The organism is Paenilisteria portnoyi (genome assembly GCF_014322795.1).
Taxonomy (GTDB): domain Bacteria; phylum Bacillota; class Bacilli; order Lactobacillales; family Listeriaceae; genus Listeria_A; species Listeria_A portnoyi.
The window spans coordinates 1-26,262 of sequence record NZ_JAASTT010000031.1 but is presented as its reverse complement, the minus strand read 5'-3'; the positions used below and the strand labels follow the sequence as shown (position 1 = coordinate 26,262).

Annotated in this window: 29 protein-coding genes; 22 read left to right on the top strand and 7 right to left on the bottom strand. The window is 40.9% G+C overall.

Features of this window, described 5'->3' with window-relative positions; all coding sequences use genetic code 11:
• The first annotated feature begins 178 nt into the window (after nucleotides 1-178).
• The 11 genes from HCJ66_RS15515 to guaA all read left to right on the top strand — a co-directional run bounded on the left by HCJ66_RS15515 (nucleotide 179) and on the right by guaA (nucleotide 11,755).
• On the top strand, nucleotides 179-1,558 hold the full coding sequence (locus HCJ66_RS15515; protein ID WP_187133960.1) for a glycosyltransferase family A protein: 1,380 nt from the start codon (nucleotides 179-181) through the stop codon (nucleotides 1,556-1,558).
• A gap of 18 nt (nucleotides 1,559-1,576) precedes the next feature.
• Nucleotides 1,577-2,731, top strand: a complete 1,155-nt coding sequence (locus HCJ66_RS15510) for a CDP-glycerol glycerophosphotransferase family protein (RefSeq protein WP_187133959.1) — start codon at nucleotides 1,577-1,579, stop codon at nucleotides 2,729-2,731.
• A gap of 9 nt (nucleotides 2,732-2,740) precedes the next feature.
• Nucleotides 2,741-3,895: a CDP-glycerol glycerophosphotransferase family protein gene (locus HCJ66_RS15505; RefSeq protein WP_187133958.1), complete on the top strand. Its 1,155-nt coding sequence runs from the start codon at nucleotides 2,741-2,743 to the stop codon at nucleotides 3,893-3,895.
• A gap of 49 nt (nucleotides 3,896-3,944) precedes the next feature.
• On the top strand, nucleotides 3,945-4,328 hold the full coding sequence (gene tagD, locus HCJ66_RS15500; protein ID WP_187133957.1) for a glycerol-3-phosphate cytidylyltransferase: 384 nt from the start codon (nucleotides 3,945-3,947) through the stop codon (nucleotides 4,326-4,328).
• Nucleotides 4,329-4,482: 154 nt separating this feature from the next.
• On the top strand, nucleotides 4,483-5,934 hold the full coding sequence (locus HCJ66_RS15495; protein ID WP_187133956.1) for a sensor histidine kinase: 1,452 nt from the start codon (nucleotides 4,483-4,485) through the stop codon (nucleotides 5,932-5,934).
• Nucleotides 5,931-6,623, top strand: coding sequence for a response regulator transcription factor (locus HCJ66_RS15490; protein ID WP_187133955.1), 693 nt, complete (start codon nucleotides 5,931-5,933; stop codon nucleotides 6,621-6,623). The genes HCJ66_RS15495 and HCJ66_RS15490 overlap by 4 nt, the downstream gene beginning before the upstream one ends.
• Before the next feature lie 201 nt (nucleotides 6,624-6,824).
• Complete coding sequence (locus HCJ66_RS15485; protein WP_187133954.1) at nucleotides 6,825-8,312, top strand: nicotinate phosphoribosyltransferase; 1,488 nt, start codon at nucleotides 6,825-6,827, stop codon at nucleotides 8,310-8,312.
• A 21-nt stretch (nucleotides 8,313-8,333) separates the two neighbouring features.
• Complete coding sequence (gene nadE, locus HCJ66_RS15480; RefSeq protein ID WP_187133953.1) at nucleotides 8,334-9,161, top strand: ammonia-dependent NAD(+) synthetase; 828 nt, start codon at nucleotides 8,334-8,336, stop codon at nucleotides 9,159-9,161.
• A gap of 18 nt (nucleotides 9,162-9,179) precedes the next feature.
• Complete coding sequence (locus HCJ66_RS15475) at nucleotides 9,180-9,488, top strand: putative quinol monooxygenase (RefSeq protein WP_036092636.1); 309 nt, start codon at nucleotides 9,180-9,182, stop codon at nucleotides 9,486-9,488.
• A gap of 235 nt (nucleotides 9,489-9,723) precedes the next feature.
• Nucleotides 9,724-10,146, top strand: a complete 423-nt coding sequence (locus HCJ66_RS15470) for a PTS sugar transporter subunit IIB (protein WP_187133952.1) — start codon at nucleotides 9,724-9,726, stop codon at nucleotides 10,144-10,146.
• Nucleotides 10,147-10,210: 64 nt separating this feature from the next.
• A complete protein-coding gene (guaA, locus tag HCJ66_RS15465; protein WP_187133951.1) occupies nucleotides 10,211-11,755 on the top strand; it encodes a glutamine-hydrolyzing GMP synthase in 1,545 nt (514 codons plus the stop codon).
• A gap of 294 nt (nucleotides 11,756-12,049) precedes the next feature.
• Here the strand turns inward: guaA and pyrH are convergent, their stop codons facing one another.
• Nucleotides 12,050-12,784, bottom strand: a complete 735-nt coding sequence (pyrH, locus tag HCJ66_RS15460) for a UMP kinase (protein ID WP_187133950.1) — start codon at nucleotides 12,782-12,784, stop codon at nucleotides 12,050-12,052.
• 350 nt (nucleotides 12,785-13,134) lie between these two features.
• Here pyrH and HCJ66_RS16385 point away from each other — a divergent pair, with 350 nt between their 5' ends.
• Both HCJ66_RS16385 and HCJ66_RS15455 read left to right on the top strand, forming a co-directional pair.
• Nucleotides 13,135-13,359, top strand: a complete 225-nt coding sequence (locus HCJ66_RS16385) for an HAD hydrolase family protein (protein WP_281384440.1) — start codon at nucleotides 13,135-13,137, stop codon at nucleotides 13,357-13,359.
• The gene (locus tag HCJ66_RS15455; RefSeq protein WP_281384439.1) at nucleotides 13,337-13,945 is read left to right on the top strand and encodes an HAD hydrolase family protein; all 609 of its coding nucleotides are present in this window, start codon (nucleotides 13,337-13,339) and stop codon (nucleotides 13,943-13,945) included. The genes HCJ66_RS16385 and HCJ66_RS15455 overlap by 23 nt, the downstream gene beginning before the upstream one ends.
• Before the next feature lie 46 nt (nucleotides 13,946-13,991).
• Here the strand turns inward: HCJ66_RS15455 and HCJ66_RS15450 are convergent, their stop codons facing one another.
• From HCJ66_RS15450 to HCJ66_RS15435, 4 genes are all read right to left on the bottom strand, one after another.
• Nucleotides 13,992-14,900 carry a CorA family divalent cation transporter gene (locus tag HCJ66_RS15450; protein ID WP_187133949.1) on the bottom strand — a complete coding sequence of 303 codons (909 nt, stop codon included), beginning with the start codon at nucleotides 14,898-14,900 and terminating at the stop codon, nucleotides 13,992-13,994.
• Between the two features lie 120 nt (nucleotides 14,901-15,020).
• The gene (locus HCJ66_RS15445) at nucleotides 15,021-15,488 is read right to left on the bottom strand and encodes a DMT family transporter (protein ID WP_181677585.1); all 468 of its coding nucleotides are present in this window, start codon (nucleotides 15,486-15,488) and stop codon (nucleotides 15,021-15,023) included.
• 13 nt (nucleotides 15,489-15,501) lie between these two features.
• Complete coding sequence (locus tag HCJ66_RS15440; RefSeq protein ID WP_187133948.1) at nucleotides 15,502-15,951, bottom strand: DMT family transporter; 450 nt, start codon at nucleotides 15,949-15,951, stop codon at nucleotides 15,502-15,504.
• 60 nt (nucleotides 15,952-16,011) lie between these two features.
• On the bottom strand, nucleotides 16,012-16,653 hold the full coding sequence (locus tag HCJ66_RS15435; RefSeq protein ID WP_187133947.1) for a uracil-DNA glycosylase: 642 nt from the start codon (nucleotides 16,651-16,653) through the stop codon (nucleotides 16,012-16,014).
• Between the two features lie 69 nt (nucleotides 16,654-16,722).
• On the opposite strand from HCJ66_RS15435, the gene HCJ66_RS15430 reads away from it, so the two are divergent.
• From HCJ66_RS15430 to HCJ66_RS15405, 6 genes are all read left to right on the top strand, one after another.
• Nucleotides 16,723-16,920, top strand: a complete 198-nt coding sequence (locus tag HCJ66_RS15430) for a hypothetical protein (protein ID WP_187133946.1) — start codon at nucleotides 16,723-16,725, stop codon at nucleotides 16,918-16,920.
• Nucleotides 16,921-17,240: 320 nt separating this feature from the next.
• Nucleotides 17,241-18,074 (top strand): MerR family transcriptional regulator, encoded by an 834-nt coding sequence (locus tag HCJ66_RS15425; protein ID WP_187133945.1) that lies wholly within the window; start codon nucleotides 17,241-17,243, stop codon nucleotides 18,072-18,074.
• The gene (locus HCJ66_RS15420; RefSeq protein ID WP_187133944.1) at nucleotides 18,064-18,678 is read left to right on the top strand and encodes a GyrI-like domain-containing protein; all 615 of its coding nucleotides are present in this window, start codon (nucleotides 18,064-18,066) and stop codon (nucleotides 18,676-18,678) included. Before HCJ66_RS15425 ends, HCJ66_RS15420 begins: the two co-directional genes overlap by 11 nt.
• Nucleotides 18,679-18,866: 188 nt before the next feature.
• Nucleotides 18,867-19,415: a DUF3267 domain-containing protein gene (locus HCJ66_RS15415; protein WP_222717535.1), complete on the top strand. Its 549-nt coding sequence runs from the start codon at nucleotides 18,867-18,869 to the stop codon at nucleotides 19,413-19,415.
• 93 nt (nucleotides 19,416-19,508) lie between these two features.
• Nucleotides 19,509-20,360, top strand: a complete 852-nt coding sequence (locus HCJ66_RS15410; RefSeq protein WP_187133942.1) for a glucosaminidase domain-containing protein — start codon at nucleotides 19,509-19,511, stop codon at nucleotides 20,358-20,360.
• Nucleotides 20,361-20,581: 221 nt separating this feature from the next.
• A complete protein-coding gene (locus tag HCJ66_RS15405; RefSeq protein WP_187133941.1) occupies nucleotides 20,582-21,649 on the top strand; it encodes a glucosaminidase domain-containing protein in 1,068 nt (355 codons plus the stop codon).
• Between the two features lie 98 nt (nucleotides 21,650-21,747).
• Here HCJ66_RS15405 and HCJ66_RS15400 read toward each other — a convergent pair whose 3' ends face one another.
• Nucleotides 21,748-22,503, bottom strand: coding sequence for an exodeoxyribonuclease III (locus tag HCJ66_RS15400; protein ID WP_187133961.1), 756 nt, complete (start codon nucleotides 22,501-22,503; stop codon nucleotides 21,748-21,750).
• A gap of 75 nt (nucleotides 22,504-22,578) precedes the next feature.
• On the opposite strand from HCJ66_RS15400, the gene HCJ66_RS15395 reads away from it, so the two are divergent.
• Together HCJ66_RS15395 and pepT are read left to right on the top strand one after the other, a co-directional pair.
• Complete coding sequence (locus HCJ66_RS15395; RefSeq protein ID WP_187133940.1) at nucleotides 22,579-23,106, top strand: DUF1697 domain-containing protein; 528 nt, start codon at nucleotides 22,579-22,581, stop codon at nucleotides 23,104-23,106.
• 22 nt (nucleotides 23,107-23,128) lie between these two features.
• The gene (gene pepT, locus HCJ66_RS15390) at nucleotides 23,129-24,361 is read left to right on the top strand and encodes a peptidase T (RefSeq protein ID WP_187133939.1); all 1,233 of its coding nucleotides are present in this window, start codon (nucleotides 23,129-23,131) and stop codon (nucleotides 24,359-24,361) included.
• Nucleotides 24,362-24,420: 59 nt separating this feature from the next.
• On the opposite strand, the gene HCJ66_RS15385 is transcribed toward pepT, so the two are convergent.
• A complete protein-coding gene (locus HCJ66_RS15385; RefSeq protein ID WP_187133938.1) occupies nucleotides 24,421-25,194 on the bottom strand; it encodes an ABC transporter ATP-binding protein in 774 nt (257 codons plus the stop codon).
• Nucleotides 25,195-25,288: 94 nt separating this feature from the next.
• Between HCJ66_RS15385 and HCJ66_RS15380 the strand changes: the two genes are divergently transcribed.
• A complete protein-coding gene (locus tag HCJ66_RS15380) occupies nucleotides 25,289-25,897 on the top strand; it encodes an HD domain-containing protein (RefSeq protein ID WP_187133937.1) in 609 nt (202 codons plus the stop codon).
• Nucleotides 25,898-26,262 lie beyond the last annotated feature (365 nt).

Below are 26,262 nucleotides of genomic sequence, written 5' to 3'. Positions count from 1 at the left end.
TAAGAGCCACAACAAAGAGCCACTGATGGATTACCTGCTCACTGCGTTCACATGCATATTGAGGCTCTAAATCGGCAAGTGATGCCTCATAAGAGCCACAACAAATCCAAAGTAATGCTTTTCCAGGGTTATATCTCTTCTCCAAAGGATATAACCCTATTCTAAATGGGGTGAATAAATGAAATTTGCGATAATAATACCGTTTTACAACGCCGAGAATCGCTTAGAATTGTCGGTGGAAAGTATCATCAAACAATCATACGGGTTTACCGAAAATATTCAAATCCTCCTTGTCAATGATGGCAGTACTGACAAAAGTGGGAATATTGCTGATTCATTAGTCAGAAAACATCCACAAAATATCTATCAAATTCATATCAAAAATGGTGGTCCAGCTCGTGCTCGTAATATTGGCTTAATGCATGTCAGAAAAGATATTGATTTTGTTGGCTTTTTGGATGCGGATGATGTATATTCGTTACATATGATACGTGAAATGGCGCATTTTGCGGAAACGCACACGCAAGTCAATATGATGGTTCCACCGTTTTATTATCTAGATGACTGGGGAACGCGCAAGAAAATCGGGGCGCATAAGTTGAATACCCGATTTGAGCAGGGAAGTCGAGTTGTTAACATTTTAGAGGACTATAAGGCGATTCATTTTTATATCGGCGGAACTTTTTTGCGTTTTGATAGGTTGAAGCAATTGGCGTTTGATGAGTCGCTGCATTTTGGCGAGGATCAGCTGCTTATTACGAAATTGTTGCTGGATGATGAGGAATATGGCGTTGTTGCGGATGTGGGTTATTTTTACTACCGCGATATGAAAGAGAAGGGCTCGCTTGTGAATAAGTCGTGGCAGGATAAGTCGCGCTATCAGCCGTTTTTGGAGGCTGTTTATCAGACGTATCTGCATGATTCGAAGGCGAAGTTCGGAACGGTTATTCCATATGTGCAATATTTGATTAGTTATCATGCGAAATTGTATTTTTATAAGGAGCATGTCTATTTTAAAGAGGTGCTGACGGAGGCGGAGCAGGCGGATTTTGTGACGGCGTTTCAGCGGATTTTTAGTGAAATCGAGGAACGGTATGTATGGGAACTTGATACGATGCAACCGGTGAAGGAAATGATGTTGTCGCTTCGCAAAAATGGCTGGCCAGTTCGGTTTGAAACGGCGCCACTTGTGGATATTCCGGTGGTTACGCTACGCAAAAAATGGCGTCCAAACGGGCATGCGGAACTGTTTTCGGATATCGAGGAATCACGTGTCGCTTTGCCTGAAAAGAGCTTCTTCGCGGCAAAAACATTATTTTCAACTAAAAGAGCAGTAGTCGAGAAACGTTCGGAGGATCAACTGATTTGGAATGTTGTTGTGCGACCTGCGGGAACGATTCGCACGGCTAAAATTCGCTTGAGACCTTGGGAACTGCGAGGCAAGTGGTTTTATCAAAATGAGAATCGGAAAGTGGAATTGGAACATTTCCGTTTAACGGCTGAGCTGAGGCAGAGAGTAAAACGGCGACTAAAGCTAAAACGAGCGCTAAATCAATAGAGATAAGAGGGTCAACAGATGGCAAAATTAATCCAAACGGTGTATTATTTTTTATTTCGATTAGCGGGATTGTTACCGCGAAAACAGAATTTGGTTATGTTTGAGAGTTTTTCAGGCAAACAATATAGCTGTAATCCGCGTGCGATTTATGAGTATATGCAGAAGCAGGAGCCAGAGTATACGTTATTGTGGAGTGTGAATCCGCGCTATACAAAACTTTTTGAGGAGCATGGAGTTCCTTATGTGACGCGTTTTTCGGTGAAGTGGTTGTTTACGATGGGGCGGGCGAAGTATTGGATTTCGAATAGTCGTTTGCCACTGGAATTGCCGAAGCCGAAAAAGACGATATATGTGCAAACTTGGCACGGGACGCCGCTTAAGAAGCTTGGTGTGGATATCGATGAGGTGCATATGCCTGGTCAGACGACGGCGCAATATAAGGATGATTTTGTGCGGGAAGCTGCAAAATGGGATTATCTGATTTCGCCAAATACGTATTCAAGCAAGATTTTTCGGAGTGCGTTTGGGTATAATGGGGCGATGATTGAGTCGGGATACCCGCGAAATGATGTGCTTTTTAGTCCGGACAAGGAAACAATGATTGCTAAGATTCGTCAAAAACTTCAGATTCCGGATGGGAAAAAAGTGATTTTATATGCGCCGACGTGGCGAGATAATGATTTTCATAAGGCTGGCGAATATAAATTTGACTTGAAATTTGATGTTGCAAAAATGAAGGCGCGATTCGGTGAGGATGTTGTGTTGCTTGTCCGGATGCATTATTTGGTGGCGGAGCAGTTTGACTTTGCGCAATATGGTGATTTCATTCGGGATGCGTCGTCTTATGATGATATTCGCGATTTGTATTTGGTCAGTGGTATGCTGATCACGGATTATTCCTCGGTCTTTTTTGATTATGCGAATTTAGATCGGCCGATGATTTTCTTCACGTATGATTTGGCGGAATATCGCGATACGCTACGAGGTTTTTATTTTGATTTTGAGAAAAATGCACCTGGTCCGTTAGTGGAGACAAGTGAGCAGCTGATGGACGAAATAGCAACAATATTGGAGCAACCAGCCAAGAGTAACACCCAATTCTTCCAGCAATTTTGTGAATGGGAGGACGGGCACGCAGCGGAAAAAACTGTGAAAATCGTCTTTGAAAAGTAGGTGTCAGTAATGAAAAATGTAGCAATAAAGCTGTATATGATGATGATTCGAGTGTTAGGTTTTGTGTTTGGGCGCTTTCCAGTACAGCAAAAAGTGGTAATGCTGATTAGTTTTCCAGAGAATCCAGGAGCGATCTTGCGTGAAATGGAGAAATCGAACTTCATGCCAGAAACGATTGTTTTTTACGATCCGCGTTTAAATGTGGATGGAATGGCGCGAAATTTCATGCGTTCTTTGCCGAAAACAAACGGGAATCTATTTCGTTTGATGTTTCATCTGAGCACGGCAAAAGTAGTCGTGACGGATAATTATTTTGCAGAATTAGCAGGCGTGAAGTGGCGTGATTCTATGGAATGTGTCCAAATTTGGCACGCGAATGGGGCGCTTAAGAAGTTTGGTTGGGAAGATAAAGCGGCGCAAAAACGTTCGGAGTCAGATAAAAAACGTTTTCAAGCGGTGTATAAGACTTTTTCGAAGGTGGTTGTTGGATCGGATGAGATGGGCGAGCTTTTCAAGCGTTCATTCTTAGTTGACGATGCACAACTTTTGAAGATAGGTGTGCCGCGGACGGATTATTATTTTGATGAGGGCGCATTAGAGAAAAACAAGCGTGCTGGGCTCGCGAAATATGCGATTCAAGATAAGAAAGTGCTTTTATACGCGCCGACTTTTCGTGATGAGGAATTGGCTGAGGCGAAGTTGCATTTAGATGTGGCTGCGATGAAGATTGCGTTTGGTAAGGAATACAAATTGTTGTTGAAATTGCATCCGTCCATGTTGGCTGATTTGCCGAAGAAGGATGACGATTTTTGTGTCTATATTGATAAGGAAACGGAGCTCGAGGCCCTTTTGCCAATGGTGGATGTGCTGATTACGGATTATTCTTCTATTCCTTTTGAGTTTGCCTTTTTCGAGAAGCCAATGATTTTCTTTGCGTATGATTTGGATGCGTATGATGCGAGCAGAGGCTTGGCGGATGGCTATTTGGAGGAGATTCCAGGTCCGCTTTGCAAGACAACTGCAGAGGTCATTACGGCGATACAAAAAACTGCGGTGGACGTGGAAGTGGTACGGGAATTTGGTGCGCGTTGGAATAAATATTCTGATGGCGAATCTAGCAAGCGTTTTGTAGCTCTTTTACAAGAGGAACTGGAGCGAGAATAAGCTGGCGAAATTGGCTTATTCTTGCTATATTAGGAAAGTTGGTGTGTTCATGAAAAAAGTGATTACATACGGCACATTTGACCTGCTGCATTGGGGTCATATCAAGTTACTTGAGCGTGCAAAGTCGCTAGGTGATTATTTAGTTGTCGCGATTTCGACGGATGAATTCAATCGGATCAAGCACAAAGAGGCATACCATAGTTTTGAGCATCGTAAGTTGATTTTAGAGGCGATTCGTTATGTCGATGAGGTCATTCCCGAAAGTCACTGGGAGCAGAAGGTTCAAGACGTGAAAGACCACGATATTGATATTTTTGTGATGGGTGACGATTGGAAAGGCGAGTTTGATTTTCTGAAAGATTATTGTGAAGTTGTCTATTTGCCAAGAACGAATGGCATTTCAACGTCGAAAATTAAAGATGATTTAGGGTGAAATAAAAGCTGCGAGAAATGGTATCGTTAAAAACCGTTTTTCGCAGCTTTTTCTATAGAATCTTAAAAGTTCCTTAAATCGATGCGGAATCCCTTGTTAAAAAAGCTGTTTCGCTATATGCTTGCTGTAGAGTAAGATGAAATGAGGAAATAGTATGTCCATTAAATTACGATTTATGCTATCTTATATTGCGGTTATCATCTTGACGGGAGCCTTTTTGATTTCGGCTTTTTTTCTAGGTGTATGTACGCTGACAGGGGCTTCACCAGGGCAACTATATAAAACGGCGACACTCCAACGTCCACTTTCAACGGATGAAGAAAATGCTTTTTTAGAGCTAAAATTATTGGCAAAAACTACGCCAGATCAGTTATTGGAATATCAGAATTTTAAGTTGTTAGAAAAAAGTGAGGTACAAATCGTGGTAAGAAAAAATGACACGATTGTGTATTCGTCCTCGGATCTATCTAAGAAATCGTTACTTGTGCATCAGCCAGACTATGAATTAAATAACATAAATATGCGCGGGACGATTGATAATCAAGGCGATTTATTTCGTTATATCAAGTTTGACTATCTCTATTCCGATGGCTCAAAAGGAAGTGTCATGGTCCTTCAATCGGAGAATTCTTATATGGAAGTTTTGCAGAAATGGGGAGCTCTGATTGTTGGCGCGATTTTATTATTCGGCGTTTTAGTGATTGGGTTGCTTAGTTATTTCGTTGCTAGAAGCGTGGTTCGGCCGATCGTTCATCTTAAAGAAGGTGCGGAGAAGATTGAAGCGGGAAATCTTGATTTTGAAATGGAAGAGCCAAAAGGGAAAAATGAAATCTCGACACTTATCGCCACGTTCGAAAAAATGCGAATCAGGCTTAAAAAATCGCTAGAGGTGCAAGAACAGTACGAAAACAATCGGAAAGAGTTATTATCGAATATTTCGCACGATTTAAAAACGCCGATTACGTCGATTGTAGGCTATATTGAAGGGATTCAAGATGGTGTCGCTAATACGCCAGAGAAGCAGGCAAAGTATTTGGAAATCGCGCACGCAAAGGCGAAGGATATGGACGCTTTGATTGATGAATTATTCTTATTTTCGAAGCTTGATTTGCATAAAGAACCGTTTTATTTTAGAAGTGTCGATTTGAACGCTTTATTGGCACAAGTTGCTGAGGAGTCGGAATTGAGTTTTGCAAAAGCGAATTTTGAGTTAGTGATTCCTGAAGAAAAACTTGTGACGGAAGCTGATCGTGATAAATTGAAGCGGGTTTTGGAGAATTTGATTCAGAGTAGCATGAAGTATATGGATAAAGCACAGGCAAATATCAGGATTCAGCTTGAAAAACGCCAAACGGATGCGATAATAACGATTCATGATAACGGTAAGGGAATTTCGGAAAGTGGGATGCAAGCGATTTTTGATCGGTTTTACCGGGAAGAGGTATCGCGGAATTCGACTACTGGTGGAAGTGGCTTGGGCTTGTCGATTGCCAAACAGATTATAGAAGAGCATGGTGGCGAGATTTGGGCGAAAAGTGAGTTGGGAATTGGGACGAGCGTGTCTATCAAATTGAGGTTGAAAAGGAAAGAAGATGATGAAGGATGAAACGGATTTTGTTGGTAGAAGATGAGCTGGAAATCGCGGAATTAGAGCGTGATTATTTGGAGATTAGCGATATGGAAGTGACGATTGAAAGTAATGGCGTGAAGGGGCTGGAACGGGGGCTGAGGGATGATTTTGACTTGATTATTCTGGATATTATGTTGCCGGATATGAGTGGCTTTGATATTTGTCGTGAGATTCGAGCGAAGAAGGAAGTACCGATTTTGCTCGTTTCGGCACGGAAGGAAGATATTGATAAGGTTCGTGGACTTGGCCTTGGTGCGGATGATTATATTACGAAACCGTTTAGCCCGAGTGAACTGGTGGCACGTGTGAAGGCGCATTTGGCACGTTATGAGCGCTTGGCAAAAAGCAATATTGGGACGCAAAATGAGATTTTGCAAGTGCATAATTTGACGCTTGACCTAGATGGGCGGAAAGTTTTTGTGGCGGATCAGGAAATTATTTTTACAACAAAGGAATTTGATTTGCTCGTATTTTTGGCGAAGAGACCGAATCGGGTTTGGAATAAGGAGCAACTTTTTGAGCAAATATGGGGAATGCAGGCAGCAGGAGACGTATCGACGGTTGTTGTGCATATTCGGAAAATCCGCGAGAAGTTGGAGAATCATGGGGCGCACTCTGACTCGATTGAGACGATTTGGGGCGCGGGATATCGATTTAATTTATAGGGGAATTGGGTGCTGGTAGGCTTAGATATTGCTGCCAGCTTTTTTGTTGGAAATCTTAGAAATAGTCGTATCGTTCCTTAGATTACCAAAATGAGCAGGACGACTGAAGAATAAAAAGTTAAATACAGCTTATAAAGTTAGCTTTTCTATCCGATTTAAGCTATGATGTTTTATAAGAAAACATAGACAGGAGTATGGAGTATGACTTTATTTCCAGATGATAGTAAGACGTTGCACACTGATTTGTATCAAATTAATATGATGAAGGCGTATTGGGATGATAATATTCATGAACGACGCGCTGTTTTTGAGGTTTTTTTCCGCGATATGCCATTTGACACGGGTTTCTGCGTGTTTGCGGGGCTTGAGCGCATTATCGACTATATGGAGAATTTGCGATTTACCGACACTGACATTGCTTATTTGCGCGAAGAAACGGATTTTGAAGAGGAATTTATTGATTATCTGAAAAATTTACGGTTTACTGGGACGATTCGCTCGGTTGTAGAAGGCGAATTTGTGTTTAAAACAGAACCGATTATTCAAGTCGAGGCGAACCTTGCAGAGGCGCAGTTAATCGAGACGGCACTACTTAACATTGTGAATTTCCAAACGTTAATCGCGACGAAAGCGGCTCGGATTAAAAATGTTGTGGAAGGCGAACCACTAGCTGAATTTGGGACGAGACGCGCGCAAGAGATGGATGCAGCACTTTGGGGCGCACGTGCGGCTTACATCGGCGGTTGTGATTCAACGAGTAACATGCGTGCCGGCAAAACTTTCGGGATTCCAATCTCGGGAACGATGGCCCACTCGATGGTTCAGGCTTACCGCGATGAATATAAGGCTTTTAAACGATACGCGCAAACGCATAAAGATTCGATTTTTCTAGTTGATACGTATGATACATTGAAATCAGGTATTCCGAACGCGATTAAAGTGGCGCAAGAAATGGGCGATACCATCAATTTTATCGGTATTCGTTTGGATAGTGGAGACATGGCCTTCCTATCGAAAAAAGCACGCCAAATGTTGGATGAAGCGGGATTCCCTGATGCGAAAATTTTTGCGTCGAGCGATTTAGATGAAACAACGATCCTCCACCTGAAAGCGCAAAAGGCGAAAATCGACGCGTGGGGCGTTGGCACGAAACTGATTACGGCGTACGATCAACCAGCGCTAGGTGCGGTTTATAAACTAGTTGCAATCGCCGACGAACAGGATATTTTACAAGATTCCATCAAGCTTTCCAGCAATACCGAAAAAGTCACGACACCTGCCAAGAAAAAAGTTTATCGCATTATCACAAACGAAGAAGGACCAAAAGCAGAAGGCGACTACATTTGCTTGGAAAACGAGTCATTGGAAGGCGTTGACACGCTCACAATGTTCCACCCAATCCACACCTATATCACAAAAGAAGTCACAAATTTCACTGCAAAAGAATTATTGGTTCCAATTTATGAAAAAGGGGAATTAGTATACCAAAGACCAACTTTAGAACAGACCCGCCAATACAAAGAAGAAAATTTAGCCTTGCTGTGGGATGAATATCAACGGACGGTGCGACCAGAACAATATCCAGTTGATTTAAGTGTGAAATGTTGGAAAAATAAAATGCAAAATATCGAAAACGTCCGCAAAACCGTACAGAAACATTCACCGGTCAATTTTGATATTCCATTTTAAGCAAGTGAAGGGGGCAGGAGAATGAGTCTACAAAAACAGATTATCGCAGAAATGCATGTGTTACCAAAAATCGATGAAACGGCAGAAATTCGCCAAAGTGTCGAGTTTTTAAAAGCCTATTTGACGAAATACCCATTTATCAAATCGCTCGTACTCGGCATTTCAGGAGGGCAAGATTCCACGCTTGCTGGGAAGTTGGCGCAAATGGCCATCAGCGAACTGCGCGAAGCCACGGGAGACGAGTCCTATCAATTTATCGCGGTACGCTTACCATACGGCATGCAGTTTGACGAGGCCGACTGCCAAGACGCGCTTGATTTTATCGAGCCAGATCGCGTGGTGACTATCAATATTAAAGCGGCTGTCGATGCGAGCACGGCGACATTGCGAGAAGCGGATATCGAACTTTCCGATTTTGCAAAAGGCAATGAAAAAGCGCGCGAACGGATGAAGGCGCAGTACAGTATCGCGGCGATGAATCATGGCGCTGTCGTTGGTACCGACCATTCCGCTGAGGCAGTGACTGGCTTTTACACGAAATACGGCGATGGTGGAACCGATATTAATCCACTGTTTCGCTTGAACAAACGCCAAGGCAAGGCGCTTCTAAAAACGCTCGGTTGTCCAGAGCATCTCTATCTGAAAAAACCGACCGCGGACCTCGAAGAAAACAAACCAGCTTTACCCGATGAAGTCGCGCTCGGAGTCACTTATGACAACATCGATGATTACCTAGAAGGCAAAAAAATACCAACAGAAATCGCGATTCAGATCGAAAATTGGTATTTAAAAACGCAGCATAAGCGCCACATGGCAATCACAATCTTTGATGACTTTTGGAAAAATTAGTTGGAGGAGGAGATGACAATGAAAATCGCATTTGGCTTAATTACAAAATTCAAAGCGCATCCTGGAAACAGAAAAGCGCTCGTCAATATTTTGCTAGAGGCAGCGACCGGGCTTGATAAATATAACGCGTGCATTCAATACGTCGTTAGCGTGAACGAGGATGACCCCGATACAGTGATTGTGACAGAGGTTTGGACAGATTCCGGACATCACAAAGCATCACTCGACAATGAAGAGGTCAAAGCCGTGATTGAGCGCGCGAAACCACTTATTGAGTCCATCGAAAAAAGCGTAAGCATGGACGTCGTCGGCGGAAAAGGACTATAGAGTCGTTTCTATAATCAAAATAAATCGGCGACAAGCGCTCGCATTCAGGATATTCGGCAGACTTCCGGTTCTCACGTACAGTCGTACGCTCCGCTTCCGGCTTCCACCGAATATCCTGAATACAAACGCTTTCGCTCGATTTTGCGAATACCCTAATCTTCGTCTTACCTCGTAATGGGTTAGGCGTTTCTTTATGTTAGGGTTTTACTAAATGATCTTGAGAGGAGGCTTACAAATGAAAAAATTACTCATCGTTTGCGCGGGTGGCGCGACGTCAAGCTTGATGGCACAAAATGTTGTCAAAGAAGCCGAGAAGCAAGGCATGACTGCAGCCCTTTTGTTCCCGGAAGATCTCAAATACAACCGTTTCGAATCCCACCAAGATAAAAATCTCGTCGTTGTGATGGGACCGATTGGGATGGTGACAACCTCGCGTCTTCAAGGCTATGCAAAAGTCGATGCTGTTCTCGTGTCGCCGCAAGTCAAATATCTTTTTAAGAACGCGGAAGCTGTCTTGAATGAGCTTGGAATTCCGTGCGCAAATATAGATTCTCTGTCATTTGGAAGGATGCGGGGAGATGTTATTTTAAAGCAAGCGCTGACATTGATAAATCCCGATTTTTACGGTTGCAAGAATCCAGACCAGACGTTACAATAAAGAGAAGAACTTGAAACACGCGCAACGTACATAAATAAATTTTAAAGGGGTTTTGTGAAGGAATATGAAAGATTTTACAGAGCAAGAGAAAATTATCGTTCTTGATTTTGGCAGTCAATATAACCAATTGATTACGCGTCGTATCCGTGAATTTGGCGTGTACAGCGAGTTGCACCCACACACAATTACGGTGGAAGAAATGAAAGCCTTGAATCCAACTGGAATTATTTTCTCGGGCGGTCCGAACAGTGTCTATGATGAAGGCGCGTTCCGTTGCGACGAAGACCTATTCGAGATGGGCATTCCAATCCTCGGCATTTGTTACGGCATGCAGCTGATGACGAACCACTTCGCTGGAAAAGTAGAGCCCGCAAAAGACCGCGAGTACGGCAAAGCGACAATCAATGTTGAGAAACCGTCCCGCCTTTTCGCAGCATTACCGACCGATCAAGTCGTTTGGATGAGTCACGGTGACTTAGTCGTTGCCGAACCAGCAGGCTTTGAAGTCACTGCTACCAGCGCATCATGCCCGATCGCGGCAATCACAAACGAAGACCGCAAAATGTACGGCGTGCAATTCCACCCAGAAGTACAACATTCCGTTCACGGTACCGAGCTACTGAAAAACTTCGCGCTAAACATCTGCGGTTGTAAAGGCGACTGGACGATGGAGAACTTCATTGACGTTGAGGTTGCTAAAATCCGCGAACAAGTCGGCGATAAAAAAGTACTGCTAGCCCTTTCTGGCGGCGTAGATTCCTCTGTAGTCGGCGTCTTGATTCACAAAGCAATTGGCGACCAGTTAACATGTATTTTTGTCGATCACGGTTTGCTACGTAAAGGCGAAGCAGAGCAAGTGATGGAGACGCTATACGGCGATTTCCACATGAATATTATCAAAGTTGACGCCAAAGAACGCTTCATGACAAAACTTGCCGGTATTTCTGACCCTGAGCAAAAACGTAAAACAATTGGTAACGAGTTCATCTACGTTTTCGACGACGAAGCAACCAAGCTTGATGGCGTTGAATTCCTAGCACAAGGAACACTGTACACCGACATTATCGAAAGCGGAACAGCAACAGCACAAACAATCAAGTCTCATCATAACGTTGGCGGGTTACCTGAGGACATGCAGTTCCAATTGATTGAACCCCTAAACACACTATTCAAAGACGAAGTTCGCGCACTAGGACTAGAACTAGGAATGCCCGACGCAATCGTTTGGCGCCAACCATTCCCAGGTCCAGGACTAGGTATCCGCGTACTCGGCGAAATCACGGAAGAGAAACTAGAAATCGTCCGCGATTCCGATTACATTTTACGCGAAGAAATTAAGAATGCCGGTTTAGATCGCGAAATTTGGCAATATTTCACAGCATTACCAAACATCCGCAGCGTAGGCGTGATGGGCGATGGCCGGACGTACGACCACACCGTTGTTATCCGCGCGGTGACCTCGATTGACGGCATGACAGCAGACTGGGCACGGATTCCATGGGAAGTGTTGGAGTTGATCTCAACGCGAATCGTGAATGAAGTGGCGCATGTGAATCGCGTTGTTTATGATATTACGAGCAAACCGCCCGCGACTGTGGAGTGGGAATAAGTAGCTAAAGATATTTGAGTTGGTAAAAGGCTTATAGATGCGTTTGAAGATGAATAAAGAGGGGATTTAAGTTTAAAAATATATGGTTCCCTGCCAAATCCCCTACCAAATTAAAATATAAATAGAAAAGCAGGAAATGTGGTACGCTCCATTTTTAATGGACTTGTACTACAATCCTGCTTTTTATTTTCGATACCAAATTATCTTTTATTCTTTCCTTTTTCTCTTTTGTGTCCAGTCTAGTATAGCCTATCTATAGTACCTTTGGCAAAAGGTAAAGTTCCCGTAGCGACTTTAGCTATCCAATTTCGAATTTGCAGATGTTATGATGGTACCTAAGGACACTTCACTTGAAAATAAATTCACTAGGTTAGGCGTATTAAAATCGATAACACGTATTGGTAAGTCATGTTCCTTCGCTAGCAACAAGGCCGATTGATCCATCACTCGGATATTATTTTTTAGAATATCATCATAATTTAATATTTTGTATTTTTGAGAGTTCTCAACCAGATTTGGATCAGCGGTGTACACGCCATCCACTCCATTCTTAGCCACCACTATACTATCGGTATTTGTTTCAATAGCTCTTTGAACGGCAGGATAGTCAGTAGTTACGAAAGGCTGTCCATTTCCCCCAGCAAAAATAACAATACACCCTTTGGATAGATGTTGAATAGCTCGTAGTCTAATGTAAGGTTCCGCTACTGTATGAATAGGTATAGAGGTCATCACTCGAACTTCTCTATCTGTGAGCGAGTTTAAAACACCCCTAAGAATTAAACTATTAATAATGGTTCCTAGAGTTCCAATATTGTCCGCCTCAGCTCTTTCAATTCCCCAATCATTTGCAAGATTTCCCCGAAACAAGTTGCCCCCACCAACTACAATAGAAACTTGTACTCCGGAATCTGCCAAATCAATAATTCTTTGTGCCACCTGCTTAAAATTCCCTCGATTAAAATGATCTTCATGTTCACCAAGCGCTGCGCCACTAATTTTTATTAAAATTCTTTTTTTATTTACCATACTTAGAAAATTCCTCCCTATATTTATATTCTGTTTTCATTAGTTCACTTAACACCATTAGCAAATTGTTGCTTTTCTTAGACATCAATACATCACCGGCTTTTGATATTTTATGGGAATTCGAAATACTTGATTAAAAAATAAAATTACAAAATACTTGAACTAGTCTTTGCAATTTTATTTAAACTATAGTTATTATACACCAACATTACTTTTTTTATCAAATTTACCTGAGCCAACTCAAATTGTCCATTCTCATTTCTAATCTCAGTAATAGGGTTTCGGCTCTTTTTTGCACGTAGAAATGTTACAATAAAGCTAAATACAACCTAAAAAGGAGCCAACCTAAAATGCCAATCAAACTAATCGCAGTCGACATGGACGGCACATTCTTGAATAACGACCAAGACTACAATCGCGAACGCTTCAATCGCCAATATACCGAATTAAAAAAACGTGATATCCGTTTCGTTGTCGCGAGCGGGAATCAGTATTATCAATTAAAATCATTCTTTCCAGATTTTGCGGATGAGATTTCTTTTGTGGCTGAAAATGGTGCGTATATCGTCCATTAATGAGGAAATTTTTTGTGGTGAGATGAGCGATAAAACGGTTCATCAGGTCCTCGATATTCTTCATGATTTCCAGCTGCTTAGTCTTGTTGTTTGTGGACGAGATAGTGCGTACGTTGCTGGTAATACAAGTGAGGCGAACTTCAATCAAAGCTTGAAATATTACCATAAACTAAAGCGCGTGGACGATCTCTATACCATCAATGATACAATTTTTAAATTCGCGCTTACTTTTAACGAATCTGATGTGCCAGAGGTGTTGAGTAAGTTGGATGAAAGTGTTGGCGATTTCATTACTCCTGTAACGAGTGGAAATGTGTATATTGATTTGATTATTCCTGGGTTGCATAAGGCGCATGGCGTGAAATGGATTCAGGATATATGTCAAATTGAGGATCATGAAACAGTGGCTTTTGGCGATAGTAGCAACGATATAGAGATGTTGCGCCACGTGGCATATGGTTTTGCAGTGGAGAATGCGACGGAGCTGGTTAAATCAGCGGCAAATTATATGACGGACGCGAACAACGAAGAGGGCGTATTTAATACAATCGATGCTATTTTAAACGACGAGTCTCCGTTTAACTGAAAAAAGACTGAACGCTAAGCTTTCTGGGCCCAGCGTTCAGTCTTTTTCACCGTCTCAACAATCTGCGTAATACATAAGAAAGCACGAACCAAACAACAACACTAATCGCAATCGTAGCCACCCACCCAAACGGATTGTGTTCCAGTGGCAAGGGCATGTTCATCCCGAAAAATCCGGTAATAATCGTTGGAATCGTCAATAAAATCGACAAAACCGTCAAAATCTTAATCGTATCATTCAGATTATTATTCAAAATATTATTGTACGTTCCCGATAACTGCTGCAAAATTTGTGATGATAATTGGGTCATCTCAACCAACTGCTTCGCCTCGATCACCGCATCTTCAAACTGCTCTTTCTCACTCGCATCGAGCGTCCGATAAATAATATGTGTCTTAATCTGCTCTAACAAAACTAGATTTTGCTTGGATGCAGAGACAAAATAAACAATGCCGGTCTCTAAATCAGATAGAGAAAGTAAGTTTTGCTTCGTCGTTTTTTCCTTCAGTTTATCATTGATTGTTTTTCTATCGGCGTCCATTTCTTCGACGAATGGGAAATAGGAATCGGTAATCAAAAATAATGAACTAAATAAGAACTCAAAAATCGTCTCGTCATCGTGATTTTCCAGATAGTACAACATAGTATCCGCAACATATTGATTTTTCCCATTCGTCACCGTAATGAACTGCGAGCCCTTAATCAAAAACGTCATCGGAATTGTTTCATAGTGATCATCAATTTTCTCATTGTTTGGCACGTTGAAAAATAGGACAAATGTATTCGTTGTCGGATCATACTCTAAATGCGCGCGTTCGTTTCTATCCAGCGAATAAGCCACGACTTCATCATCAATCTCATATTCTTCATAGAACTTTTTTAATTCCGTGGGGTTCTCAATATTGATATTAATCCAATCATATGTTCCATTATTAAAAGGTATCTTAGTAATCACTGCCTCATCTCCCTTTTTTCTGACTGAGTCTCTAATTATTATAGCAGTAATTTCGAATAATGAAAGCCCAGAATGACGACTAAAAAAGGATTTCCCGTCTAAATGCAGGAAATCCTTTTTTTAGAACCATTGAATTAATAAAACACCGCCAACCATCGAAAGCACACCGAGTATGCGGTAACGATTAATCGGGTGCTTGATAATCCCAAACCAACCGAAATGGTCGATTGTCAGCGCGATAATCATTTGGCCACAAAGCGCCAAAACAACGGTCAACGCCGAACCGAGCAGTGGTAGCAGTAAAATATTCGAGGTAACGAAAATCACGCCGAGCGCGCCGCCAGTGAAAATCCACCACGGAATTCGTCCTACACCGCGCAGTTGAAAGGTTAGTCTGCGTTCGACAATCAGGGATATGAGCAGAAGTAACGTCATCCCGACTAGAAAGGAAATCATCGACGCAATAATCGGCGAGTCTACTGCAATCCGCAATCGGCTGTTAATAGAAGTCTGAATCGGCGACATCATGCCCGCCACAAGGCCCATGCACATAAACGCAATCATCGATTTAGATTTTTTTGTTGTCATAAAAAAGCCTCCCTTAGTAACGCTGCATCAGAATAACGCCGAAAAACATCATCGCAATTCCAATGACTCTTGGCAAATTGAGCTCATGAATGGGCACGCCAAACCAGCCGAAATGGTCAATCAAAAGCGCCATCACCATCTGCCCACAAAGCGTAATCACGACGGTCAGAGCTGATCCAAGTCGCGGCATTAATAAAATATTTGACGTTAAAAAGAACACACCAAGCGCGCCACCGCCGAACCAAATCCACCAAGGATTCACCGCTAACATATGTACATCAAATGTCCAACCGTGCTCAAAAACGAGTGCTAAAGTAATCAAAATAATGCTTCCAATCAAAAAAGACACCCAAGAGGCGATAAAAGGCGATTTTGTATAGCCGCGTAGTCGTGAATTGACTGCCGTCTGAACAGGAATAGTCATCCCCGCCATCAGTCCAGCCAACATCAATAATAGTGTCATCAAACGATCCCCCTTTTTCAGTAATAGTATCATTATAGAACAAACGTGCGGATCTGTCGTTTAAATTGCTTTCACCGCTAAAATTTTCTTCAACTTTTCCCAATCTGCAATGAGCTGCGATTCTATTTTACGATTGTAGAAAATGGCGGCAGGATGGAATGTTGGAAAAATATCGTAGGTGTGCTGAGAGGGGACATAATTAGAATCGGTGCCAAGTTGTTTGATCTTCCCATGCCAAATGTTGCCGTGAGATTCAGAAATCGTCATTTTGTTATCGATGAGGCGCTTCAAGGAACAGCCGCCCAAAGCAATGATTAATTTTGGCTTGACTTGCGCGATTTCATAATCAAGAAGCGGTGCGTGTAAAAGAATTTCTTGTTGTTTTGGCATTCGATTCGGGCGTTTTTCGATTTTCTGCCCCGTTTTATCAATCATCGTTTTCCTGCCAAATGGGCGGCTTCGAACGATACTTGTAATATAGACTTGATCGCGTGTTAAACCAGCGATAGCAAGCGTCTTGTCGAGCTCCTTGCCAGAACGCCCAGTAAACGGAATCCCAGTCTTAATCTCGACTTCACCAGGAGCCTCACCGATCAACATGATATCAGGTGAAAAATCGCCATTGCCAAAGACAAATCCCTCCAAGTCAAATTCTTTATTTTTAAGGATAATTGGATCGATTAACTCGCGCGGATACGTCATGTTATCACTCCCAAACTTGAACTTTCTTCTATTAAATTATAACATGGAAGAGAGACAGGAGGAGATGGGATGCATTTTTTGAAATTATTTTTTAACGTGTTAGTCATTATCGGTCTTATTTTATTGGTAGCCAGATTAGTAACGGTCGCATTGAAGTTCGCGGGAATCGAGTTTACCACTTTCTTCGTCGATTACTCGATACCATCGCTAGGAATTCTTTTGGTCGGTGCGCTGGGAAGCTGGTTTATCGACAAACGCGAGAAATAGGAAGAAGCTGGGACAAAACTCAATATAGAGCAAAAGCGTCCTCCCATTTCTTCGGGTAGGACGAAAAATTCCCCTGAATACGAACGCTTGTCGCCAATTTATCTGGGTTATGTCCCAGACTCTTTTTCGTTCAATACCCGATAGTTTTCCCTGTAATTTGAGCTTTGCATTTACCAGAAGAGCCAGCCCAAGCAACAAGCACATCAACATAAAAAGTAGCGGATTTAAAGATTACTGGATTAATCTTAGTTCTGCGCTTGACTCTCCACCTATGTCATAGTTTAGAATGAAGGTATAAAAGCTTAACAAGGAGGCACATCATGTTCCAAATCGGTGAATTTTCCAAACTAGCAAACGTAAGTATCCGTTCTTTGCGCCATTACGATAAAATCGGCTTACTTACCCCTGAAAAAATTAACACAGAAACCAATTATCGTCACTATTCCGCGAAGCAACTACAAACCATCAACAAAATTCAAAAACTAAAAGAAATCGGACTCAGCCTCTCTGTCATCAACGAAATTTTATCATCCGAATCTGACGCGAAGACCATCCAATCCCATTTTGCGATTCGAGAACTGGAATTACAAGATGAGTTGGAGACAATCAAGCAACAAAGCCTGCTTCTAGAAAGTTCGCTAGCTGTTCTAAAAGAAGATAGTGCTAAATGGAACTATCATATTATCAGAAAAGAGATTCCAGAACGCTTTGTTGCGAGTATTCAAGACAAGATTCCGACTTTTGCAAGCGAGGGCCTGCTGTGGGAACGACTATACGCAGAACTCATCCCACAACAAGTCCCATTTGCAAAAGAACCGTATAGCATGGCGATTTTTCACGACGAAGCTTACCGTGAGACCGATGTCGACGTAGAAGTACAAGTTGCTATTAAAAGTGCAGATTACGAGTCCAGAAACGGTATAATTTTTAAAGAAGCCCCCGCAGTAACCGTAGCCTCTGTTATAATAAATGGGAGTTACGAACAAATGACAGCGGTGACCGAAACCGTCGCGACTTGGCTGGAAAATCACAACTATCAATTAAGTGGTCCGATGTTTAATATTTATCACGTATCCATCGCGACCGAGCCCAATCCAGAAAACTGGGTAACCGAAGCCTGTTTCCCGATAAAGGAGGAAAACCATGAAATATGAATGGCGAAAACAAGACAAGAAAATCTACCTACCAAAAGCAAATCCTGAAATAATCGATCTCGGACCAATGAAGTACATCACGATACAAGGAAAGGGAAATCCAAATAATCCACTGTTTTCCGAATTGGTTACGGCACTATACGCCACATCCTACGCGATAAAAATGATGCCGAAAAAAGGGATAACCCCCAAAGGATACTACGACTACACTGTATTCCCGCTAGAAGGATTCTGGAGCCTAGAACCCGGAAGTCTAGCATTTGATAAAGATAGACTCACGTATAAAATCATGCTACGCCAACCAGACTTTATCACAGCAGAACTCTTCGACATGTCAAAAGAAAAAGCTGCTAAAAAAGTTTCCGAGGAACACCTTAATCAATTGAAGTTGGAAGAAATAACAGAAGGGCTGAACTTGCAAATGCTACACGTGGGAAGCTTTGATGATGAACCAGCATCATTCGCCAAGATGGAAGCATTCTGCGAAGAAAATAACATAGAGAGAATCAGCAAAAATCATAAAGAAATTTATTTATCAGATTTCAAAAAAGTATCTCCAGACAAACTTAAAACAACGCTCCGCTTCGAAATAAAATATAAATAAGGGCGATAAAAAAATCTCAATCTAACTAAAAATTAGACGGGGATTTTTTTATACACTTATATATAGAAGAAACCAGATTTTTTTACATAATAATTGTTTTCTACCCGTTCTTCATACTATAATGGAGGGAAGGGAAACGGGATAATTTTGTGTTAGCAAGGATTGGAAGAAATGAGGTCAAGAATGTTATGAGAATACAAGCATTGTCGAAGGAATACAACATTGTGAACGACAAAAAAAGAATGCAAACCATTAAAATAATGGCCACTGCTCTAATCGTAATCATGTTAATTGTCGGCATCGTATTGGCCTTGCGCGAAGCCGTACCAGTCAACTTCACCCTAATGGGAATTGTACTGTTTTTGATCGCGCTATACATCGTTTTCACCATTCATGAACTCATCCACGGACTCCTTTTTTGGGTGCTTGGCAATGGTAAACTAAAAATAAGCTTAAAAAAAGGTATGCTTTATTTTAACTGTCCAAATCAATTATTCGCTAAATGGCAATTCAACATCATCAGTATTGGGCCATGCGTTTTAATAACCCTGATTCTAGTTATTTTAGCCCTAGAGTTTCCAGCTGATTTAGTAGCAATTTATCTGCTGATTGTGGCTCACTCTGCTCTATGCATGGCAGATATGTATACCATGAAAATTGTATCTTCTGCTCCAAAAAAAGCAAAAATAAGGGATACAGAAGATGGCATTATTATTGAATCAAAGAATAATATCTAAGTCTCGGGATGGTTGCAAAAGGCACTACTTTTCAGATACAATAAAGAATAGGGTAAAAAGGGCATCAAGGTACAGAAAGTAGGTTTTACAAAAATGAGACGTCGGAAGAAAAAGCCACTTCTTATTGGAATTTTACTTGCAGCCGTGTTACTCGGCGGATTGGCTTTTTTCGTAGCAGCGAAATGGTTTTTCACAGAGGACGAGCCAGTAGAAGTAACGCGTGTCGATCCAAAGCAAGAATTCATTGAACTACTAGCCGGACATGCACAACAAATACAAGAAAAAGAAGGTATTTTGACTAGTATCACCTTGGCTCAGGCCATTTTAGAGTCTGACTGGGGGAACAGCGGACTAGCGACAGAAGGACGGAATTTGTTTGGTATCAAGGGTCGCTATCAAAATGATTCTGTAACCATGCCAACACAAGAATACGAAAATGATTCGTGGGTCACTGTTGATGCCCCATTTAGGAAGTATCCAACATGGTTTGAATCACTGGATGACCACGCTAATCTATTTTTGAAAGGAACTTCCTGGGATAAAGATAAATATCGCGAAGTTGTTCAGGCAAAAGACCATCGCACGGCGGCCAATGCCCTACAACAATCTGGTTATGCAACAGACCCAGGTTACGCGGATAAATTAATCGATCTAATTGAGCAAAGAAATTTGCAAGCATATGATAGAATTTACGATACGATTATTTCCAGAAAAATGATGCAAGAAATAGGTTCACCAACGCTTACAAAAGATACTACTATTTGGTCTAGCCCACCCAGAACAAAAGGGTCGAAAAAGACAAATGATTTAGCGAAATATGGAACAAAAAAAGTGGAAATTGTTCAAGAAATGAAGACTGAAAATGGAATTTGGTACCAAATAAAATCGGGCTCAAAAATGTTGGGTTGGGTAAATAAAGATGTGATTCGCATTAAAACGCTATAAAATTATGGCGTTTTTTTGATGTTGTTCAAAAATAAAACACATCTAGAAACTGGCTAAGAACAGCGGTCTAGACATGTTTTGTAATATTGTAAACAGAAATGACACGTTCCTGTAACCTAAATGCAACACTATTTTTGCTAGAATGAACCCTGTTGATTTGAAAAGATGCATGAAGACAAAAATACTATAAAAAAATCAGAAAGAAGTGTAGAATAAATCGAATGAAAAAATCAGTCAAACGCAGCGTAGCTATTTTAGGAACCATTGGGATGATGATGGGTACAATTGGTATTCCAGTTAGCACATATGCGGCAGAACGAGAAAATAATTCATCTATAAGCTACACCAATTCCCAGCAGAAATTTCTAGATAAAATAGTGCCTGATGCACAGAAACTACAACGTGAGCACGGCGTTTTAACAAGTGTAACGATTGCCCAAGCTATTTTAGAATCAGGGTGGGGCAACAGTGGCTTAACACAACAAGCTAATAACCTATTCGGAATCAAAGGTAGCTATGAAGGCCAATCCATCACGATGAATACGAAAGAATTTTTTGATAACACTTGGACGACAATAGATGCACCATTCCGCGCGTACCCAAGCTATTACGAGTCACTAGAAGATCATGCGTTACTATTTGTTAACGGGCCTTCATGGAATCCTGATAAATATGCGGGCTTGATTGGCGAAGAGGACTACAAGAAAGCGGCACAGATTATTGAAGATGGTGGCTACGCAACAGATCCGAACTATGCAGAACAACTTATCGAGACCGTAGAAACTTACGACCTTGCGAAATACGATCAAGTCTACGATACGGTAACTGCTAAAACTGGAATCTATGCATATGGACAAGTGAAGCCTAACACCTCTGCTTCTGCATGGAGTGTGCCTGAAACTATGAAAGGCGCAACAAAAAAAGCTAATCTATCAAACTACAATGACAAGAATTTACGACTTGTTAATCGAGCTAAAGTAAGCGATGGCTCTACTTGGTACGAAGCAACATTAAATGGTCAAAAAATCGGTTGGATCAAGGCAAACCAGTTAAACCTGACCTACACAACATCAATGGAACAAGAAGTAAACCTGATCAGAGGCGTTGAAAATGAAACAGGAAAAATTTATGTCTTTCCAGTCATAGACAACAGCGCCGTTAGAGGAACACTTGCTGGGCTAGACCAGGTACATGTAGACAGTCAAGCTGTAGTGAACAATAAAATTTGGTACCGTATCAATGATGGCGGTAAGCGACTTGGTTGGGTTGAATCCCCAACGTTAAAATAAATAAATTAGAAAAACGCGTATCCAGCAATATTGGGATACGCGTTTTTTGAAATTTAAAGGATTTTACAAAAGTTTGGCGAATAAGAATACTATAGTTTCTAAATGCGAATCATTAGTTCCACAGGGCAATGATCAGAACCTATTACATCCGCATGTATTGTGGCTTCTTCGATCTTACCAGCTATGCGATTAGACACAACAAAGTAGTCAATACGCCATCCAGTATTTCGGGCACGTGCATTCATACGATAAGACCACCAAGAATAGGCTCCTTCTAAATTTGGATATAGGTGACGGAAAGAATCTGTAAAGCCACTTGCAAGCAAATCTGTAAATTTGCCGCGTTCTTCATCCGAGAATCCTGCATTTTTACGATTTGTTTTAGGGTTTTTCAAATCGATTTCTTGATGTGCTACATTCAAATCACCGCACACAATGACCGGTTTAACTTGATCTAACTTTTTCAAGTGCGCCAAGAAAGCATCCTCCCAGTCCATCCGATAATCGAGGCGTTTCAATTCATTTTGCGAATTTGGTGTATACACTGTAATCATATAGAATGCAGGGTACTCAAGCGTAATCACGCGCCCTTCCTGATCATGGACCTCAATATCCATACCATACTTTACAGAAATCGGCTCGGATTTAGAGAAAATGGCTGTACCAGAATATCCTTTTTTTACAGCATAGTTCCAATAATCATGATAACCTGACAAATCTAAGTCAATCTGCCCTTGCTGAAGCTTTGTTTCTTGCAGACAAAAAATATCAGCATCTACCTCTCTAAAGTAATCCATGAAGCCTTTCTTCTCTGCAGCCCTGAGACCATTGACATTCCAAGAAATTAATTTCAATTCCATCACTCCTTCGATATCTACTATTATACCTCACAATAATTATTAGGTATAATGGGAAGTGGGAGGTAGAAGATGAAGTATATTATATTCTTGAAAGCCATTAATGTGGGTGGTAACCGCAAGATAAAGATGGCTGATTTGAAAGTCGCACTCCGAAGTGAAGGTTATCTAAACATTACGACCTATATTCAGAGTGGAAATATTATAGCAGAGCGAGAAGAGAGCGACCACGAAATTATCCAGAAAGAAGTAGAGGCACTGATCAAGAAACATTTTGGCTTTGATGTCCCAGCCGTAGCATTTAACGTATCCGAATATGAAGAGGTGCTAAAGCGAAATCCTTTTGACGGAGATAAACTGATGGTTCATTTCCTAAATAGGATACCCGAGCAAGCAATGATTAATAAGTTAGAACAGCTGAGCCAAGATAATCAAGATAAGAGTGCCCATGCAGGAAGATTTTTATACATTTCTTTAAATGCAGGCGTATCCGATAGCTTATTTTCAAACAAGCTCGTTGAAAAGGTATTGCAGGTAAGAGCGACTGCGAGAAACTGGAACACCGTCTTGAAAATGATTGATAAAGCAAACGGTAAATAATATAATCAGGGAGGAAAAAGCAATGAGAGATGAAATAATAGAACGGTTCACAAAATATGTAAAAATAGATACACAATCCAGTGAGGCGAGTTCAACCGTTCCGACAACACAGGGGCAACTGGAATTAGGAAGTATACTGGTGGAAGAATTAAAAGCAATCGGAATGGAAGAAGTAACGATAGATGAGAATGGTTATGTAATGGCTACACTTCCAAGTAACACAACCAAAGAAATAGCAACTATAGGGTTTTTAGCGCACATTGATACAGCAACCGATATGACTGGTAAAAATGTATCTCCGCAAATTCACGAAAACTATGATGGGGAATCAATTGTGTTAAACAAAGATCAAGGCGTTGTTCTTTCGCCAGAAGCATTTCCAGAATTGCCTACATACAAAGGTCAAACGATAATTACTACGGATGGCGCTACGCTTCTTGGTGCGGATGATAAGGCTGGTATAACTGAGATAATGGTTGCGATGAACTATTTATTAAAGCATCCAGAAATAAAGCATGGACGAATCCGTGTAGCCTTCACACCAGACGAGGAAATCGGTCGTGGGCCACACAACTTTGATGTAAAAGCATTCGGTGCAAAGTTCGCGTATACTATGGACGGAGGACCAATTGGTGAATTAGAGTATGAGAGCTTTAACGCCGCAGCTGCTCGGATCACATTTAAAGGTAACAGTGTACATCCAGGGACAGCTAAAGATAAAATGATCAACGCGAATAAAATGGCAATGGAATTTCATAGCCATTTGCCACAAGAAGAAGTACCAGAAAAAACAGATGGCTATGAGGGTTTTTACCACTTAATTTCACTAAATGGTGACGTGGAGCTTGCAAAATCTTACTATATTATCCGTGATTTTGATCATGACGCATTCATTATGAGAAAAGCTAGAGTTTCTGAAATAGTAAAGGAGCTTCAAGCGAAATATGGTGAGGAGAATATTGCTTTAGAAATGAACGACCAATATTACAATATGAAAGAAAAAATTGAACCAGTAAAGGAAATTGTGGACATAGTCTATAGAGCTATGAAAAATTTAGGGATTGAACCAGACATTCGCCCAATTAGAGGTGGAACGGATGGGTCGCAATTGTCTTTCAAAGGTATGCCAACACCAAATATTTTTACAGGTGGAGAGAATTACCACGGTAAATTTGAGTATATCTCTGTTGAAAGCATGATTAAAGCAACCCAGGTGATTATTGAAGTAGTACGTCTATTCGAACACGAGGCTTAACGAAAACATCGCTTATGAGAATAAATCTATTTGGAGGCATTCTCATAAGTGGTATTTTTTCATCTAGGAAATACGGATATTTGACCGTTATCGCGAGTAACGACGTCTACGTCATGACAATAGAAGGAAGACAACTTTTCTTTAGTAAGCATAGTGTGAGTTAACCCTGAATCATATTTTTTCCCATCTTTAAGTAATAGTGTATGGCTAAAACATGACAATATTTCTTCTGTATGGTGTGTTACATAGAGAACAGTTGGAGCAACAGGTAATTGAGAGATTACTTCGATACGTTCTAATAAGCGTTTTTTTGCAAAAATATCGAGTCCAGTGCAGGGCTCATCAAGAATCAATAATGCAGGGTTTGCCATAAGAGCTCTAGCAATCAGTACAATTTGTCTTTCACCTTGTGATAGAATACCGTAACGCTTCCCAATTAATTCTTCTCCGCCGCATGCTACTAAAATCGTACGAGCAGCCTCTTGCTCTTCAATAGTGGTTTCTTGATATAAACCTATACTAGCAAATTTCCCGCTGACAACTATAGACTCAGCAAGGTCATATTCGCGTAGCTGTTGTTGTAAAGAGGAACTGACCCAGCCGATTGATTTACGTAATTCAGGGAGTGATGTTTCCCCAAACTGATGACCTAAAACGTTGAGTGAGCCAGAAGTGGGCCAAAGATAGCCATTCAATAATTTCAGTAAAGTAGTTTTTCCAGAACCATTTAATCCAAGCACTGCCCAATTTTCTTTAGCTCTAACAGTCCAGTCAATGGAATCTAATAAAATTTTTCCATCACGCTTTAAAAATACTTGATTGAATTCGAACATATAGAAATCCCTCCTAAGTAACATATAGAGTCTTTGCATCTATTTTACATAAAAATAAGAAAATAGGATAATATAAAGTGAGGTATTGAGAGTAATGAACAATCAAATTTTAGAAAAAGCTATATCATATATACAAAAGAAGTTCGCAGATGAAAAGACAGGACACGACTGGTACCATATTGATAGAGTTTACAAAATGGCAGTATACCTCCAAAGTAAAGAAGGTGGTAATCTTATGCTTGTAAAAATGGCCGCTCTGTTTCACGATTTCACAGATCCAAAACTGAATAGTAATCCCATAGAAGCAAAAGAAGTCATGGAAGATTGGTTTAGAGTTCACGGGTTAGCAGAAAATGAAATCCAAAATATATCATCAATTATTGAAAATGTGTCCTTCAGCCAAAGTAGAAAAGAACAAACTAAATTGAGTTTGGAAAGTAAAATTGTACAAGATGCAGATAGATTGGACGCAATTGGAGCAATTGGCATAGCGCGATGCTTTACGTACGGGGGATCTAAAGGGCGGTATATTTATAATCCTGAAAATATGGAATCAACCAGTGTACAGCATTTTTATGATAAGCTTTTACTAATTAAAGATAGAATCCAAACGGATGCCGCTAAACCAATAGCGTACACAAGGCATGAAGCAATGGTAGGCTTTTTAAATAGCCTTGAAAATGAATGCAATATACAATTTTAATGAATTAAAACAAAACAGTTGCTTTTTATGAATATATATTATATACTTAAAAAGTTCTCGAGTTGAGAGCGCGGAAATATTAATAAAAATAAGTTGTTGACACGCTAATACGATTTATGATAAGATGTAAAAGTTGTGTTAAACAAAGCACTGACCTTTGAAAACTGAACAGAAACAAAGATAAAACCAATAGAGACAGTGATGTTTCTAGGTGAGAATCGCAGGGCGGGAATAGAAAGCTATTTCCAAAAGTAATACTAGTAAAGTCATTTGCTAGCGAAGTCAATTTGACGCAAGGATCTTATTCACGGTGTTGAATAAGTATTCAGATTCATCTTTATTTTAAAGAGAGTTTGATCCTGGCT